General features: G+C 70.8%; 15 protein-coding genes and 1 pseudogene. 6 read left to right on the top strand and 10 right to left on the bottom strand.

Features of this window, described 5'->3' with window-relative positions:
- The first annotated feature begins 53 nt into the window (after window positions 1-53).
- Genes ACWDN5_RS06640 through ACWDN5_RS06650 form a run of 3 tightly spaced genes read left to right on the top strand, consistent with a single transcriptional unit; the run spans window position 54 to window position 2,682 of the window.
- Window positions 54-896: a DUF4097 family beta strand repeat-containing protein gene (locus ACWDN5_RS06640; protein ID WP_449675020.1), complete on the top strand. Its 843-nt coding sequence runs from the start codon at window positions 54-56 to the stop codon at window positions 894-896.
- Window positions 897-922: 26 nt separating this feature from the next.
- Window positions 923-1,879, top strand: coding sequence for an ATP-binding cassette domain-containing protein (locus ACWDN5_RS06645; protein WP_310974385.1), 957 nt, complete (start codon window positions 923-925; stop codon window positions 1,877-1,879).
- On the top strand, window positions 1,879-2,682 hold the full coding sequence (locus ACWDN5_RS06650) for an ABC transporter permease (protein ID WP_449675022.1): 804 nt from the start codon (window positions 1,879-1,881) through the stop codon (window positions 2,680-2,682). Before ACWDN5_RS06645 ends, ACWDN5_RS06650 begins: the two co-directional genes overlap by 1 nt.
- A 1-nt stretch (window position 2,683) precedes the next feature.
- Here the strand turns inward: ACWDN5_RS06650 and map are convergent, their stop codons facing one another.
- The 5 genes from map to ACWDN5_RS06675 all read right to left on the bottom strand — a co-directional run bounded on the left by map (window position 2,684) and on the right by ACWDN5_RS06675 (window position 7,670).
- Window positions 2,684-3,541, bottom strand: coding sequence for a type I methionyl aminopeptidase (gene map, locus ACWDN5_RS06655; protein ID WP_449675024.1), 858 nt, complete (start codon window positions 3,539-3,541; stop codon window positions 2,684-2,686).
- 23 nt (window positions 3,542-3,564) lie between these two features.
- Entirely contained in the window at window positions 3,565-5,358 is a 1,794-nt protein-coding gene (locus tag ACWDN5_RS06660; RefSeq protein ID WP_449675026.1) for a penicillin-binding transpeptidase domain-containing protein, read from the bottom strand.
- A gap of 61 nt (window positions 5,359-5,419) precedes the next feature.
- On the bottom strand, window positions 5,420-6,274 hold the full coding sequence (locus ACWDN5_RS06665; RefSeq protein WP_449675028.1) for a GNAT family N-acetyltransferase: 855 nt from the start codon (window positions 6,272-6,274) through the stop codon (window positions 5,420-5,422).
- A gap of 177 nt (window positions 6,275-6,451) precedes the next feature.
- Window positions 6,452-6,841 carry a VOC family protein gene (locus tag ACWDN5_RS06670; protein WP_449675030.1) on the bottom strand — a complete coding sequence of 130 codons (390 nt, stop codon included), beginning with the start codon at window positions 6,839-6,841 and terminating at the stop codon, window positions 6,452-6,454.
- A 4-nt stretch (window positions 6,842-6,845) separates the two neighbouring features.
- Window positions 6,846-7,670, bottom strand: coding sequence for a helix-turn-helix domain-containing protein (locus tag ACWDN5_RS06675; RefSeq protein ID WP_449675032.1), 825 nt, complete (start codon window positions 7,668-7,670; stop codon window positions 6,846-6,848).
- A 113-nt stretch (window positions 7,671-7,783) separates the two neighbouring features.
- Between ACWDN5_RS06675 and ACWDN5_RS06680 the strand changes: the two genes are divergently transcribed.
- Entirely contained in the window at window positions 7,784-8,038 is a 255-nt protein-coding gene (locus tag ACWDN5_RS06680; protein WP_003057586.1) for a hypothetical protein, read from the top strand.
- Window positions 8,039-8,094: 56 nt separating this feature from the next.
- Here the strand turns inward: ACWDN5_RS06680 and ispG are convergent, their stop codons facing one another.
- The 3 genes from ispG to dxr all read right to left on the bottom strand — a co-directional run bounded on the left by ispG (window position 8,095) and on the right by dxr (window position 11,797).
- On the bottom strand, window positions 8,095-9,228 hold the full coding sequence (gene ispG, locus ACWDN5_RS06685) for a flavodoxin-dependent (E)-4-hydroxy-3-methylbut-2-enyl-diphosphate synthase (protein WP_310974753.1): 1,134 nt from the start codon (window positions 9,226-9,228) through the stop codon (window positions 8,095-8,097).
- Between the two features lie 136 nt (window positions 9,229-9,364).
- Entirely contained in the window at window positions 9,365-10,591 is a 1,227-nt protein-coding gene (locus ACWDN5_RS06690) for a M50 family metallopeptidase (RefSeq protein WP_449675034.1), read from the bottom strand.
- Between the two features lie 3 nt (window positions 10,592-10,594).
- On the bottom strand, window positions 10,595-11,797 hold the full coding sequence (dxr, locus tag ACWDN5_RS06695; RefSeq protein ID WP_449675036.1) for a 1-deoxy-D-xylulose-5-phosphate reductoisomerase: 1,203 nt from the start codon (window positions 11,795-11,797) through the stop codon (window positions 10,595-10,597).
- A 94-nt stretch (window positions 11,798-11,891) separates the two neighbouring features.
- Here dxr and ACWDN5_RS06700 point away from each other — a divergent pair, with 94 nt between their 5' ends.
- Window positions 11,892-12,149, top strand: a complete 258-nt coding sequence (locus ACWDN5_RS06700) for a DUF2631 domain-containing protein (protein ID WP_310974395.1) — start codon at window positions 11,892-11,894, stop codon at window positions 12,147-12,149.
- A gap of 25 nt (window positions 12,150-12,174) precedes the next feature.
- A complete protein-coding gene (locus tag ACWDN5_RS06705) occupies window positions 12,175-12,834 on the top strand; it encodes a peptidylprolyl isomerase (protein ID WP_449675038.1) in 660 nt (219 codons plus the stop codon).
- Window position 12,835: 1 nt separating this feature from the next.
- On the opposite strand, the pseudogene ACWDN5_RS06710 reads toward ACWDN5_RS06705, so the two are convergent.
- A pseudogene (locus ACWDN5_RS06710) lies at window positions 12,836-13,042 on the bottom strand (DUF6881 domain-containing protein); the annotation flags it as partial.
- A gap of 51 nt (window positions 13,043-13,093) precedes the next feature.
- Window positions 13,094-14,863: an MFS transporter gene (locus ACWDN5_RS06715; RefSeq protein WP_449675040.1), complete on the bottom strand. Its 1,770-nt coding sequence runs from the start codon at window positions 14,861-14,863 to the stop codon at window positions 13,094-13,096.
- Window positions 14,864-14,888: the final 25 nt, after the last annotated feature.

Here is a 14,888-nt window from a genome sequence, read left to right on the forward strand (position 1 = left end):
CACCCGTTCTGACCAGCCAAAACGCTCCCAAAGCACCCCAGGAGGGCGCAGCCATGCCAATTTTCCCCACCCCCGAGCCGATCACGGCCACGCTGGACGTCAGCATGGCCGATGTCCGGATCGTCGCCGGCGACCGCACCGAAACCACCGTCGAGGTCCAGCCGGCCGACCCCGGCGACAACGAGGACGTCAAGGCCGCGGCCAAGACCCGCGTCGAGTTCGCGGACGGCGAGCTGCTGGTCAAAGGCCCGAAGTACACGACGAGACTGTGGGGCAAGGGCGGCGCGCTGCACGTCACGGTCGAGCTGCCGGCCGGCTCCCGCGTCAAGGCGACGTCCGCGATGGGCGACTTCCACGTCACCGGCCGCCTGGGCGACAGCCGGCTCAAGACGTCCGTGGGCAACATCCACCTCGACGAGACCTCGCGGCTCGAAGCGAACACCGCGACCGGTGACGTCTTCGTCGACCGGGCCACCGGGCACGCCGAGGTCGGCACCGGCTCCGGCGAGCTGCGGATCCGCGAGATAGACGGCACCGCGGTCCTCAAGAACTCCAACGGCGAGACCCGCGTCGGCGAGGTGACCGGCGACCTGCGCGTCAACACCGCCAACGGCGACATCCTGGTCGACGTCGCCCATGCCGCGGTCAACGCGAAGACCGCCGCCGGTGACATCCGGCTCGGCGAGGTCATCCGCGACCGGGTCGTCCTCGAGACCGCCGTCGGCGAGATCGAGGTCGGCATCCGCGAGGGCAGTGCCGCGTGGCTCGAGCTGAACTCGCTGACCGGGTCGGTGCGCAACACGCTCACGCCGTCCGACGGTCCGGGCGGCACCACCGAGACCGTCGAGGTCAAGGCCCACACCTATACCGGCGACATCGTCATCCGACGCGCCTGAAGACTCCACACAGACAGGGGAAATCCATGCCGGACGCCATCGTGGCCGAGGGATTGGTCAAGAAGTACGGGAAGGTCACCGCGCTCGACGGGATGTCGCTGCGCGTACCGGAGGGCACGGTGCTGGGGGTGCTCGGGCCGAACGGCGCCGGGAAGACCACCACCGTCCAGATCCTCACGACGCTGCAGAAGCCGGACGCGGGCCACGCGACCGTCGCCGGGTTCGACGTCGTGAAGGACGCCCACGAGCTGCGCTCGCACATCGGCGCTTCGGGGCAGTACGCCGCCGTCGACCAGGAACTGACCGGGGCGGAGAACCTCGAGATGGTCGGGCGGCTCTACCACCTGGGTACCAAGCGGGCCAAGGCCCGCGGCCGCGAGCTGCTCGCCCGGTTCAGCCTGGAGGACGCGGCCGACCGGCCGGTGAAGGGCTACTCCGGCGGCATGCGGCGCCGGCTCGACCTGGCCGGCGCGCTCGTGGCCAACCCGCCGGTGCTGTTCCTCGACGAGCCCACGACCGGGCTCGACCCGCGGGCCCGCACCGAGCTGTGGGACGTCATCACCGAGCTGGTCGCCGGCGGCACCACGCTGCTGCTGACCACGCAGTACCTGGAAGAAGCGGACCGGCTGGCCGACAGCATCGCCGTCGTCGACCACGGGCGCGTGATCGCCCGCGGCACCGCCGACGAGCTCAAGGACCTGGTCGGCGGCGAGCGGATCGAGCTGACCGTCGGCACCCACGACGACGTCCTCGTGGCCCGGCGCGCGCTGGCCCGGCTGGCCAGCGGCGAGCCGCAGGCCGAGGCGTTCCGGCTCACCGTGCCCGTGACCCACGGCGCGAAAGCGCTTACCGAAGCGCTCGCCCTGCTCGCCGCGGAAGGCGTCGACGTCCGCGACGTCGGCGTCCGCCGCCCCACCCTCGACGACGTTTTCCTCACCTTGACCGGCCACGAGACGGCCGAACCCGCGAAGGAGGCCGTGTGATGAACGCGGTGCAGATGGCCGTCACCGACGGCGTGACCGTCGCCAAGCGCAACTCGATCAAGATCGTCCGGTCGCTGGACCTGCTCGGGTCCATCGTGTTCATGCCGGTGATGTTCGTGCTGCTCTTCGGCTACGTCTTCGGCAGCGTGATCGACATCCCCGGCATGTCGTACCGCGAGTTCATGCTCCCGGGGATCTTCGTCCTCGCGGTGGCGATGGGCAGCATCGTCACCGGCTACGGGCTGACCGACGACCTGCAGAAGGGCATCATCGACCGGTTCAGATCGCTGCCGATGTCCCCGGCCGCGGTGCTGATCGGCCGCACCACCGCGGACCTCATCCTGAACGTGACGAGCCTGCTGATCATGGGCCTGGTCGGCCTGCTGGTCGGCTGGCGCATCCACACCGGCGTTTTAGAAGCGCTCGGCGGGGTGCTCCTGCTGCTCGCGTTCGCCTACGCGCTGTCGTGGGTGATGGGCACGCTCGGCCTGGCCGTCCGCAAGCCGGAGGTGTTCAACAACGTCTCCAGCGTGGCGATCTTCCCGCTGACCTTCCTGGCCAACACGTTCGTCGACAGCGGCCGCCTCCCTGCCCCGCTGCGGGTGATCGCGGACTGGAACCCGGTCTCGGCGATCACCCAGGCGTCCCGGGAACTGTTCGGCAACACGAGCGCGGCCATGCCGGTGCACGCCGCCTGGCCGATGCAGCACGCCGTGCTCGCCTCGGTGCTGTGGATCGCGCTGCTGCTGGTGGTCTTCGTGCCGCTTTCGGTGCGCTGCTACAAGAAGGCCACCAGCCACTGACTCAGGGCAGCGTGAGGATCTCGCTGCCGTCGGCCGTCACCACGAGGGTGTGCTCGAACTGGGCCGTCCACTTCTTGTCCTTCGTGGTGACGGTCCAGTCGTCCGGCCAGATGTCGTAGTCGATGGTGCCCAGCGTGATCATCGGCTCGATCGTGAAGGTCATGCCCTCCTCGATGATCGTGTCGACGGAGGGCTCTTCGTAGTGCAGGACCGTCGGGGGCGTGTGGAACGCCGGGCCGACGCCGTGGCCGGTGAAGTCGCGGACCACGCCGTAGCCGAAGCGCTTGGCGTAGGACTCGATGACCCGGCCGATGACGTTCAGCTGCCGGCCCGGCCGGACCGCCTTGATCGCCCGCATGGTCGCCTCGCGGGTGCGCTCCACCAGCTGGCGGGCCTCCTCGGAGACGTCGCCGGCCAGGAAGGTCGCGTTCGTGTCGCCGTGGACGCCGCCGATGTAGGCGGTGACGTCGATGTTGCAGATGTCACCGTCCTCGATCACCGTCGAGTCCGGGATGCCGTGGCAGATCACCTCGTTGAGCGACGTGCAGCACGACTTCGGGAAGCGGCGGTAGCCCAGCGTCGACGGGTAGGCGTGGTGGTCGAGCAGGAACTCGTGCACCACCTTGTCGATGTCGTCCGTGGTGGCGCCCGGCTTGACGGCCTTGCCGCCCTCTTCCAGCGCCTGGGCCGCGATACGGCCGGCGATCCGCATCTTCTCGATCACCTCGGGCGTGCGCACGCCGTTGCCGGTGTCCCGCTTCGGCGCCGGCTTGTCCACGTACTCGGGACGGGCGATGGAACTGGGGACGTCACGGCGCGGCGTCTGGACGCCGGGAACGAGCGGAGCACGAACGGACATGCCTCCACCTTACGACGGTCCGCTCAGCCGATCCCCGCCAGGAACCGGTGCGCGGCCTGCACCGCCGGTTTCGACGACCCGGCGTCGGTGAGGAGCACGGCGAACGCCAGGTCGCCGCGGTAGCCGACGAACCAGCCGTGCGAGCGGGAGCCGTCGCCGAACTGGGCGGTACCGGTCTTGCCCGCGACGTCGGGGATGTCCCGCAGGCCGGTCGCGGTGCCCGCCGTGACGACCTCCCGCATCATCCCGCGCAGCGCGTCGAGGACCTCCGGCGACGGCGGGTCCCCGACGTTCTGCGTCGCCGCGGGCAGGCCCTTGACGATCGACGGCGACGGCACCTTCCCGGCCTGCACGGTGGCCGCGACCAGCGCCATGCCGAACGGGCTGGTCAGGACCGTCCCCTGGCCGAAGCCGTTTTCCGCCCGCTGGACGGCGGAGTCGCCGGCCGGGACGTCCCCGGTGACCGTGGTCAGGCCCGGGACGACGAAGTCGGCGCCGAGCCCGAAGGAGCGGGCGGTGTCGGTGAGCGCCGCCTTGTCGAGGCCGGCGGCGAGCCGGGCGAACGTCGTGTTGCAGGACCGCGCGAACGCCGTCTTCAGCGGCACCCGGCCCAGGTCGAACCGGCCCTCGTTCGGCACGACGCGGTTTTCGATCGTCGTCGTCCCCGGGCAGTCGACCGGGCCGCCCGCTTCGACCTCCCCCGCCGACAGCGCGGCTGCCGCCGTGACGATCTTGAACGTCGACCCCGGCGGGTAACGCCCGGACAGCGCCAGCGAGCCCTCCTCGTCGGCGGCGTCGTTCTGGGCCACCGCGAGGATGTCCCCGCTGGAAGGCTGGATGGCGACCAGCGCGGCGGAGTACGGCTCGGTTTCGAGGGCCTTCTCGGCGGCGGCCTGGATCTTCGCGCTGAGCGTGCTGGTGACGGCGGGCGCGGGCCGCGGCGGCTCGGCCTTGAGCTCGGCGGCCTCGCCCCCGGTGACGTCGCGGGTGACGATCCGCCAGCCCGCCGCCCCGGCCAGCTGCTGCTCGACGAGCGCGCGGATGCCCGGCAGGACCTGCTGCCCGGACCCGCGGGTCACCGGCAGCAGCCGCTCCTGGCTGGCGAAGCGGACGCCGGGCAGGTCGTAGATCACCGGCTTGACCCGCTGGTAGTCGCCGGCGCGCAGGGTGATCACCGGGTAGGCGTCGCCGGGCTTGGTCTTGTTCATCCCGTCCAGCACGGACCGGCCGGTGACCGACGGCTCGTACCGGTGCAGCGCCTTGGCCAGCGTCCCGGCGACAGCGCTCGCGTTGCCGGTTTTCTGCGGGTCGACGACCACGCCGATCACGGTCTGGGGGCGCATCAGCGCCACGCCGTCGCGGTCGAGGACCGGCGCCGTCTCGGGCAGCTGCGGCAGCATGCCGAGGGTCTGGCCGACGGCGAGCTGGGGGTGCACGACCGTCGGCTGCCAGTGCACCTGCCAGCCGCTCTCGGCCGCCCGCAGCTGGGCGTCGGCGCGGTAGGACCACGTGCGACCGTGCGGGAGGTGCCAGGTGAGCCGGTAGCCGGCGGTCACGACGTCGCCCTCCGGCTGCTTCACTTCTTCGTCGTCGACGTCGAGGGCCTCGGGGTCGAGCACGCCGCGGACCTGGCTCAGCACGGTCTTGGCGGCATCGGGTGAGTCGGTGTTCGCGGCCGCGGCGGCGACGTCCCCGGACGCGAGGGCGTCCAGGAAGGCGGAAAGGGCGTCCTCGGGACCGTCGCCCGAGCACCCGGCCGTGGTCGCGGCGACGAGCAGCAGCAGCGCCGCGAGAGCACGGTGTCGACGTGCACTCATGGCCGGATCATGCCTGGTCAGAGCGTTGTGGCGGCTTCGCAACACCGCCACGGAAGAGTGGTTAGAACAGCACCGTCGCGTACTGGCCGACCTGCTGGAAGCCGATCTTGCGGTAGGCCGCGAGGGCGGGGGTGTTGAAGGCGTTGACGTAGAGGCTGGCGGTGCGGCCGAGGCCGCGGACGAGCCGGTTCACGACCGCGGCGGTGCCAGCGGTGCCGAGCCCGTCGCCGCGGCGGTCCGGGTGCACCCAGACGCCCTGGATCTGCCCGACGGTGGCCGACATGGCGCCGATCTCGGCCTTGAAGACGACCTCGCCGTCCTCGAAACGGGCGAACGCGCGGCCGGCCCCGATCAGCTCGGTGACCCGGGCACGGTAGCTGGCCCCGCCGTCGCCGCTGCGCGGGTCGACGCCGACCTCCTCGATGAACATCGAGACGGCCGCGGGCAGGTACCGCTCGAGCTCGTCCGGCCGGACGGGCCGCACCTGGGGATCGGCGGCGACGAGCGGGGTGGCGTCGAGGGCCATCAGCGGCTGGTCGTCGCGGACCTCGCGGGCCGGACCCCACTCGCCTTCGAGCTCGTCCCACAGGCCCAGGACCTGTTCGGCCGGGCCGACGAGCGAGGAGCAGGTGCGCTGCCTTCTCAGGGCGCGGTCGGCGAAGGAGCGCAACGCGGGCGCATTGCCCCTCAGCGGGATGAGGTTCGGCCCGGAAAAGCACAGCCCTTGGAGCCGTCCGGCCCGGACCGGACGGCTGTCGGCGGCCCAGAGCTCACCACCGAGCCGCCACGGGTCGAGGCCCGCGGCCTCGACCCGGGCGCTGACCATGCAGCTGCCCACCGGGTCCGCGGCCAGAGCGGCACGGACCGCCGGATAGTCCCGATCATCGAGCAGCCGTGCACCTGCAAGCCGCAACACGGGCTCCAGGGTGCCAGATTCGACTGCTAAACGGAACGCAAGCCTCCCGACACGGTGAGATGAACAGCCGTCGACGGCCACCCCGGGCGGCCGGTGCCGCGGCCGGCCGCGTCCCGAATGACTCATTCGGGACGTCGGAGGCCCCGAATGAGTCATTCGCGGCATTCCCTGGCGCGGTCAGGCGCCGCGGTAGGTGCCGATCGTCCAGGAGTTGCCCTCCGGGTCGCTCAGGCTGAACGTGTGCGAGCCGTACTCGGTGTCCGTCAGCTCGGCCGTGATCTCGGCGCCCGCCGCCGTCACCCGCGCGTGCACCTCGTCCACCCGGTCCGAGACCACGTACACCGCGGACGCGCCCGGCTTCATCGCGTCGTGGACGCCGTCCGGTGGCCGGACGCTGCCCAGCATCACCGCGCCGCCCTCGGGCCAGCGCAGCTCGGCGTGCGCGATCAGGTCGCCCTCGGGCACCACCAGCGCCTCGGTGAAGCCCAGGACGTCGACGAGGAAGCGGACCGCGGCCGGGGCGTCGTCGTACCGGAGAGCGGGCCAGACGTTCGGTTCAGGAGTCATGCCGTCAGCTTCGCGCCACCTCCGCCTCCTGGTCTTGGAGGAACGGGAGCTCCTCGGCGATCCACGTGCCCGGCGTGCAGCCCGCCAGCGCGCGCCACTCGTTGGTCAGGTGCGCCTGGTCGTAGAACCCGCACTCCGCGGCCAGCGCCGCCAGATCCGTCCGGCCGCGCCGCAGCAGCCGCCCGGCCCGCTCGAACCGCAGCACCCGCGCCGCCTGCTTGGGCGCCAGACCGAGCTCGGTGCGGAACCGCTCGCCCAGGTGGCGACGGCTCCAGCCGACCTCCTCGGCGAGGTCCGCGACGCGCACCTGCCCGTCCGCGCCGCGCATCCGGCGCCACGCCTCCCCCAGCTCGGGCGGCGGAACCACCGGCTCGACGGCCCGGGCGGCCAGGACGTCGTCCAGCAGCGCGAACCGCTCGCGCCACGGCAGCTCCCGCAGCCGATCCGGCAGCGAGCCGAGACCGAATCCGGCGAGGTCGGCCACCTCGCCGGACAGTTCCGCCGCCGTGACGCCGAACAGCGTCCGCACGCCCAGCGGGTCGAGCTCCAGCTGGATGCCCTCCTGCACGCGGTCCTGCCGGATCAGCACCGCGCGCGTGTGGAGCCCGCCGACCAGCGCCTGCAGGCTTTGCCCGCCCATGCGCACCGGCCCGGCGAGGCTGATGACGAGCGTCACGTGCCGGGACGGCAGCCCGCGGTGGACCGGCAGCGTGACGTCGTCCTGGGCGTACCCGACATAGCGCGTGACCAGGGGCCGCACCACCGGGTGCGGCTCGTGGACGGCCCAGGTCACGCTCACGGTTGCCAGGGTAAAGGTCACCACCGACATTTTTCGGGGGTTCGGGTGGCGGAGCCCCCGACCTGGGCGAAGCCCTCTGTGTCACAGCCAGTTCCGGGTCTGATAACACGGACGTGCGTCCCCACCGCGGAAGGAACCACCCGATGACGATCCAGGAGCAGGCGCAGCAGCTGGAGCTGCTCGCCGACCAGGTGCCGACCGGCATCGCGCTCGCCACGAAGAGCGACCTCGAAGACCTCCAGGCCCAGGTGCTCGGCCTGCTCGGGGAGACGTCCACCGCGACCGCGATCCAGGGCGCCATCCAGCTCGCTTCCCAGCAGATCGACGAGGTCGCGGCCGCGCTCGAGAACGTGCGGCTGCAGATCCGCGACGCCGCCCAGCACCACCTGCAGGGCTGAAAACGCGCCGGAGCCCTCCTCACCGATCCGGCGAGGAGGGCTCCGAGCGGGAGTGCTCAGCCGGCGGTGACCACCGGCGCGCCCTCGCCGAGGGACTCGCCCGCCTCCTCGGCGATGCGCATGGCCTCTTCGATGAGCGTCTCGACGATCGCGTGCTCGGGCACGGTCTTGATGACCTCGCCCTTGACGAAGATCTGGCCCTTGCCGTTGCCCGAAGCGACGCCCAGGTCGGCCTCGCGGGCCTCGCCCGGGCCGTTCACGACGCAGCCCATGACGGCCACGCGCAGCGGGATCTCCATGCCCTCGAGCCCGGCGGTGACCTGCTCGGCGAGCGTGTAGACGTCGACCTGCGCGCGCCCGCACGACGGGCACGAGACGATCTCCAGCTTGCGCTGCTTGAGGTTCAGCGACTGCAGGATCTGGATGCCGACCTTGACCTCTTCGACCGGCGGCGCGGACAGCGAGACGCGGATCGTGTCGCCGATGCCCTGGCGCAGCAGCGCGCCGAAGGCGACCGCCGACTTGATCGTGCCCTGGAACGCCGGGCCCGCCTCGGTGACGCCGAGGTGCAGCGGGTAGTCGCACTGCTCGGCGAGGAGCTCGTACGCGCGCACCATGACCACCGGGTCGTTGTGCTTCACCGAAATCTTGATGTCGTGGAAGTCGTGCTCGGCGAACAGCGACGCCTCCCACAGCGCCGACTCGGCCAGCGCCTCCGGCGTCGCCTTGCCGTACTTGTCCATGATCCGCTTGTCCAGCGAGCCGGCGTTGACGCCGATCCGGATCGGCGTGCCGTGGTCCTTCGCGGCCTGCGCGATCTCCTTGACCTGGTCGTCGAACTTCCGGATGTTGCCGGGGTTGACGCGCACCGCCGCGCAGCCGGCCTCGATCGCCGCGAAGACGTACTTCGGCTGGAAGTGGATGTCGGCGATCACCGGGATCTGCGACTTCTTCGCGATCGCGGGCAGCGCCTCGGCGTCGTCGGCCGACGGGCACGCCACGCGGACGATGTCGCAGCCCGCGGCGGTCAGCTCGGCGATCTGCTGCAGCGTCGCGTTGACGTCGGAGGTGAGCGTCGTCGTCATCGACTGGACGGAGATCGGGAAGTCGCTGCCGACACCGACCGGACCCACCTGGAGCTGGCGGGTCTTGCGGCGCTCGGAGAGGACGGGCGGGGGCAGGGCGGGCATACCGAGTGCGACGGTCACGGCTTCCAGCGTACCCACCCCTACTGGGCCACCTTCACCATGTCAACCGTCACGGTGAGCAGCATTACGCGCCGTGTGGCGCGCCACGGAGGGGCCGGAACCCCTCCGTGGCGGTTCGCTACTGCAGCCGAATCGGGTTGACGATGTCCGCGGTCACCGTGAGTAGCGTGACCGCACCGCCGATGAGCACCAGCACCATCGTGATCCCGGACAACCTGGTGTAGTCGACCGGCCCGCCGGCGACCTTGCCCCGCCGGGCCCGGATCCAGTCGCGGACGCGCTCGTACCAGACCACCGCGATGTGCCCGCCGTCCAGCGGCAGCAGCGGCAGCAGGTTGAACACGCCGATGAAGAAGTTGAGGCTGGCCAGCAGGAAGAAGAACAGCACCCAGATACCCCGCTCGACGGCCTCGCCGCCGATCCGGCTCGCGCCGACGACGCTGACCGGGGTGTTCGGGTCGCGCTCGCCGCCGAAGATCGCGGTGACGACGGCGGGGATGCGCTGGGGGAACTCGACGAGCCGCTGCGCCGTCTCGGCGAACATCGTGCCGGTGAAGCTGAAGGTGGCGCCGACCGCGGCGACCGGGCCGTACTGGGTGGTGACCGCGGGCTGCTTCGGCGAAGCGCCGATCATGCCGACCGTCTTGACGCCGGCGCTGGTCCAGCGCTGCACCTGCGGCACGTCGACGATGAGCGCGAGCCGCTGGTCGCCGCGCTGGACGTCGAACTGGGTCCGGCCGCTGGTGGCCTGCACGGCGGCGAGCATTTCGGTCCAGCTGGCGACCGGCTTGCCGCCGACCGCGAGGATCTTGTCGCCGGCCCGCAGCCCGGCCGCCTCGGCCGGCCGCACCGCACCCGGCGGGCAGCTCGGGTCGTCGGACTGCGCCTGGGCCTGCGCCTCGGTCGTCGCCGACTGCGCGCACGACGTCGCCGCCAGCACCGGCGTGGTGTCGACGGGGGCCAGGTTCGGCAGGCCCATCGTCACGGCCATCAGGTAGAGGACCACGAAGCCGAGGATGAAGTGGGTGACCGACCCGGCCGACATCACGACGGTGCGCTTCCAGGTCTTGAACCGCCACATCGCGCGCGGCGCCTCGTCCGGCGTCACCTCGTCGAGCGCGGTCATGCCGGCGATGTCGCAGAAGCCGCCGAGCGGGATCCACTTCAGGCCGTACTCGGTCTCGCCGCGGCGCCAGGAGAACACCGTGGGCCCGAAGCCCACGAAGTACCGGCGGACCTTCATGCCGAAGGCTTTCGCGGTCAGCATGTGGCCGGCCTCGTGCAGTGCGACTGAGACGCAGATCCCCAGCGCGAAGAGCACCACACCGATGATGTAGGCGAGCACCCGCTACTTCCCCTCGATGATCGAACCGGCCCGGGCACGAGCCCAGCGCTCGGCCGCGAGTACGTCCTCCACGTCGCGTGGTTCGCGACGCCATTCGTCGGCGGCTCCCACCACCTCGGAAACAGTGTCCACTATCGACGTGAAGCTGGTGTTCTGCGCGAGGAAAGCCGCCACGAGCTCCTCGTTCGCGGCGTTGTAGACCGCGGGCAGGCAGCCGCCGGCGCTGCCGCAGTGGCGGGCCAGCTCGACGGCCGGGAAGGCGTCGTCGTCCAGCGGCTCGAAGGTCCAGGTGGCGGCCTTGTCCCAGGTGCAGGCCGGGGCGGCGCCGGGCACCCGGTCGGGCCAGTGCAGGGCGAGCGCGATCGGCAGCTGCATGTCGGGCGGGCTGGCCTGGGCGATCGTCGAGCCGTCGGTGAAGGTCACCATCGAGTGCACGATCGACTGCGGGTGCACGGTGACGTCGATCTTTTCGGGAGCGATGCCGAACAGCAGCGCCGCCTCGATCAGCTCCAGGCCCTTGTTGACCAGGGTGGCGGAGTTGATGGTGATCAGCGGGCCCATGGACCAGGTCGGGTGCGCCATCGCCTGCTCGACGGTGACGTCCGCCAGCTCGGCGCGCTTGCGGCCGCGGAACGGGCCGCCGGACGCGGTGAGGACGAGCCGGGCGACTTCGTCCTGGCGGCCGGCCCGCAGCGCCTGGGCGATGGCGGAGTGTTCGGAGTCGACGGGCACGAGCTGCCCGGGCTTCGCGGCGGCGAGCACCAGCGGCCCGCCGGCGATGAGCGACTCCTTGTTCGCGAGCGCGAGCGTGGCGCCGGTGGCCAGGGCCTTGAGCGTGGGCTCGAGGCCGCGGGAGCCGGGCAGGGCGTTGAGGACGGTGTCGACTTCGACGGCCTCGATCAGCTCGGTGACGGCGTCGGAGCCGGCGAACAGCCGCGGGAGCTTGAAGTCACCCTGCGCGTACCCGCGCTTCTGCGCCTCGGCGTACAGCGCGAGCTGGACGTCCTCGGCGGCCGTGGCCTTGGTCACGGCGACGGCTTCGACGCCGTGGGCGATCGCCTGCGCGGCGAGAGCGGCCGGATCGGCTCCACCGGCGGCGATCCCGGCCACCCGGAACAGGTGCGGGTTGCGCGCGGCGACGTCGAGGGCCTGCACGCCGATGGACCCGGTCGAGCCGAGCACGAGAACGCTTCGCGAGGTAGTCATCGCCGGTCATTGTCGCGCGGGGCGTCTCCGCGGCGCACCCGGAGGTGTGGGATCATCGGCGGGTCCGAGGTTCACGGGGTTTGAGGAGTTCATCGTGGCAGGCAAGGCGGTCGAGAAGAGGCGGCCCGAGGTCGACCCGCGCGACGAGCCGTCCGCGGCCTGGGGCTGGCACGGCTCGTTCCCGAAGGCCACCCGCATCGCCGGCTGGGTCAGCGCGATCGTCCTGCTGGTGATGATCAAGGGCAACCACGAGAACAACACCGAGAACGTGTGGCTGGTGGGGCTGTCGTTGTTCCTGATCCTGCTGCTGGTGCTGGACATCCGCAAGCAGCGCACGGCCTGGCGCAAGTAGTCGGTTTTTCGCTAACGTCCCCGGCATGAAGCTGCGCTGGGGACTTGCTCTTGTCGGTGTACTGGGCGCGCTGCTGGTGGCTCCTGCCCCGGCATCGGCGTCGGTGCCGTTGGTCCGGTGTTCGTTCACGCCGACGCCCTCGAACCCGGCGGCTCGTCCTGTGGTGCGTCCTGCTCCGGTGGCGTTGACGCGCGGGACTGTCGACGTGACGTTCCGGTTCAACTACGGGCCGGTGACCGTGCGGCTGGACCGCGGCGGGGCTGCGCCTTGTGCGGTGCACAACATGGTCTCGCTGGTTTTGCAGCGGTTCTACGACCGGTCGCAGTGCTGGCGGCTGTCCGACTCCGCTCGTCTTGGTGTTCTTCAGTGCGGGGACATCTACGAGGTGGAGAAGGGTGGGCCGGGGTACAAGTTCCCGGACGAGGTTTCGGGTTCGGAGACGTACCCGCGGGGGACGATCGCGATGGGGAACCAGGGGCCGGGAACCAATGGGTCGGAGTTCTTCATCGTGCACTCGTTCGCGAACATCCCGGCCAGCTACTCGGTGATGGGGCGGGTGATCCGGGGGATGTCCGCTCTTGATCGGATGGTGGCGGACGGGATCATCCCGACCGACCCGAACGGGCCGCTGGACGGGGCGCCGGCTCACCCGGTGAAGATCCAGCGCGCCACGATCGGCTGGTAGGTCACCCGCGGGCACGCGCCCCAACGGCCTCGAACTCCGCGGCCGTGATGACCTCCGCGTGGAACTCCGGCTGGGCGCTGATCTCGGCCGCCGCCGGGAACGGCAGCTGTCCCAGGCCGATCGCGTCCGTTTCCCGGCTCCCATCCGCCCACTCGGCCCGGCCGTCTCGGTAGACGTCCACCTTGCGCACCTCGTACCGGTCTTCATCGAGTTCGCTGAAAGGGGCCGGGGTACGACCCCGGCCCCTCGATCACGTCGCTCAGCGTTCGCTCGACGGCGACACCAATTCGCTCGGCCCCCCGCTCGACTCCCCCGCCACCGCGGCCAGTTCCTCCCCCACCGACTCGCCGTTCTTCGGCCTGGCGTCCTTCGTCAGCAGCGACGCCACCGCGCCGATCACGCACACCACGATCGCGAAGCCGAACGCCACCGCCAGGCCCGACTGGAACGGGCCCGAGATCAGGTTCGGGAAGAAGCTCCGGCCCGTCAGGAACGACGCCTGGTCCGGCGGCAGGGACGACAGCTGACCGCCCAGCAACTGCTGGATCGGGTTGTAGCCCAGGAACGCCGCGAACAGCACCGCCACCGCCGGGAGGTTGGCGATCTGGGCCGCCGATGACGCGGGAACGCCGTGTTCGATCAGGCCCGCGCTCATCGTCGACGGCAGGCTCGACGACAGGCCCGCGATGATCAAGCTGAAGAAGAAGCCGATCGACAGGACCATCGCCGCGTTCTGGAACGTCGTCATCATGCCCGCGCCCGAGCCGCGGGCGTCCGCCGGGAGGCTGTTCATCACTTCGGCGCGGTTCGGGGAAGCGAACATGCCCATGCCGATGCCGTTGATCAGCAGGATCGCCGCGAACGCCCAGTAGTCGAAGTTCACCGGCAGCAGGATCAGCAGCAGGAACGTCACCGCCGTGATGAGCAGGCCGCCCGAGGCGAGCAGGCGGCTGCCGATGCGGTCGGACAGCACGCCCGACGCCGGTGCCGAGACCAGGAAGCCGATCGTCATCGGGAGCATGTAGATGCCCGCCCACAACGGGGTCTGCTCGAACGTGTAGCCGTGCTGCGGGAGCCAGATGCCCTGCAGCCAGATGATCAGGATGAACTGCAGCCCGCCGCGGCCGAGGGAGGCCGTCAGGTTGGCGACGTTGCCCCAGGTGAACGAGCGGATGCGGAACAGCGACAGGCGGAACAGCGGGTTGTCCACCTTCGACTCGATGACCACGAACGCCACCAGCACCGCGAGGCCGCCGATCAGGCAGGTCAGCACGAACGGGCTGCCCCAGCCGGTCGGGGACGAGCCGTACGGCTGGATGCCGTAGGTGATGCCGATCAGCACCGCGATCAGGCCGACGGCGAAGGTGATGTTGCCCCACCAGTCCATCCGCGCGTGCTTGCGGACGCCGGTGTCGTGCAGCTTGAGGTACGCCCAGACCGTGCCGATCACGCCGAACGGCACCGACACCAGGAAGATCAGGTTCCAGTCGACCGGCGCGAGCACGCCGCCGACGACCAGGCCGAGGAACGAGCCCGCGATCGCCGCGACGCCGTTCATGCCGAGCGCGAGGCCGCGCTGGTTGGCCGGGAAGGCGTCGGTGAGGATCGCCGAGCTGTTCGCCATCAGGAAGGCGCCGCCGACGCCCTGCACGATCCGCCAGCCGATCAGCCACAACGCGGCCGCGTCGCCGTCGAACCAGGTGATGGCCAGCATGATCGACGACACCGTGAACACCGCGAAGCCGAGGTTGTACATCCTCGCGCGGCCGTACATGTCGCCGAGCCTGCCGAAGCTCACCACCAGCACCGCGGTGACCACGAGGAAGCCCATGATCATCCACAGCAGGTAGCTCGTGTTGGCCGGTTCCAGGGGGTTGATGCCGATGCCCTTGAAGATGTCGGGCAGCGCGATCAGCACGATCGAGGAGTTGATCGTGGCGATCAGCATGCCCAGCGTCGTGTTGGACAGCGCGATCCACTTGTACCGCGGCCCCAGTTCCGCGATCGAATACGTCCGGCGTTCCGCCACTGTGCAACCCTTCTGCTCGCAAAGT

It is taken from the genome of Amycolatopsis sp. NPDC003731, from assembly GCF_053586895.1.

What these genes read in the sequence shown, in the direction of transcription:
- ACWDN5_RS06640 (WP_449675020.1), top strand. Translation starts at nt 54, where the DNA reads ATGCCAATTTTCCCCACCCCCGAGCCGATCACGGCCACGCTGGACGTC.
- ACWDN5_RS06645 (WP_310974385.1), top strand. Translation starts at nt 923, where the DNA reads ATGCCGGACGCCATCGTGGCCGAGGGATTGGTCAAGAAGTACGGGAAG.
- ACWDN5_RS06650 (WP_449675022.1), top strand. Translation starts at nt 1,879, where the DNA reads ATGAACGCGGTGCAGATGGCCGTCACCGACGGCGTGACCGTCGCCAAG.
- map (WP_449675024.1), bottom strand. Translation starts at nt 3,541, where the DNA reads ATGTCCGTTCGTGCTCCGCTCGTTCCCGGCGTCCAGACGCCGCGCCGT.
- ACWDN5_RS06660 (WP_449675026.1), bottom strand. Translation starts at nt 5,358, where the DNA reads ATGAGTGCACGTCGACACCGTGCTCTCGCGGCGCTGCTGCTGCTCGTC.
- ACWDN5_RS06670 (WP_449675030.1), bottom strand. Translation starts at nt 6,841, where the DNA reads ATGACTCCTGAACCGAACGTCTGGCCCGCTCTCCGGTACGACGACGCC.
- ACWDN5_RS06675 (WP_449675032.1), bottom strand. Translation starts at nt 7,670, where the DNA reads ATGTCGGTGGTGACCTTTACCCTGGCAACCGTGAGCGTGACCTGGGCC.
- ACWDN5_RS06680 (WP_003057586.1), top strand. Translation starts at nt 7,784, where the DNA reads ATGACGATCCAGGAGCAGGCGCAGCAGCTGGAGCTGCTCGCCGACCAG.
- ispG (WP_310974753.1), bottom strand. Translation starts at nt 9,228, where the DNA reads ATGCCCGCCCTGCCCCCGCCCGTCCTCTCCGAGCGCCGCAAGACCCGC.
- dxr (WP_449675036.1), bottom strand. Translation starts at nt 11,797, where the DNA reads ATGACTACCTCGCGAAGCGTTCTCGTGCTCGGCTCGACCGGGTCCATC.
- ACWDN5_RS06705 (WP_449675038.1), top strand. Translation starts at nt 12,175, where the DNA reads ATGAAGCTGCGCTGGGGACTTGCTCTTGTCGGTGTACTGGGCGCGCTG.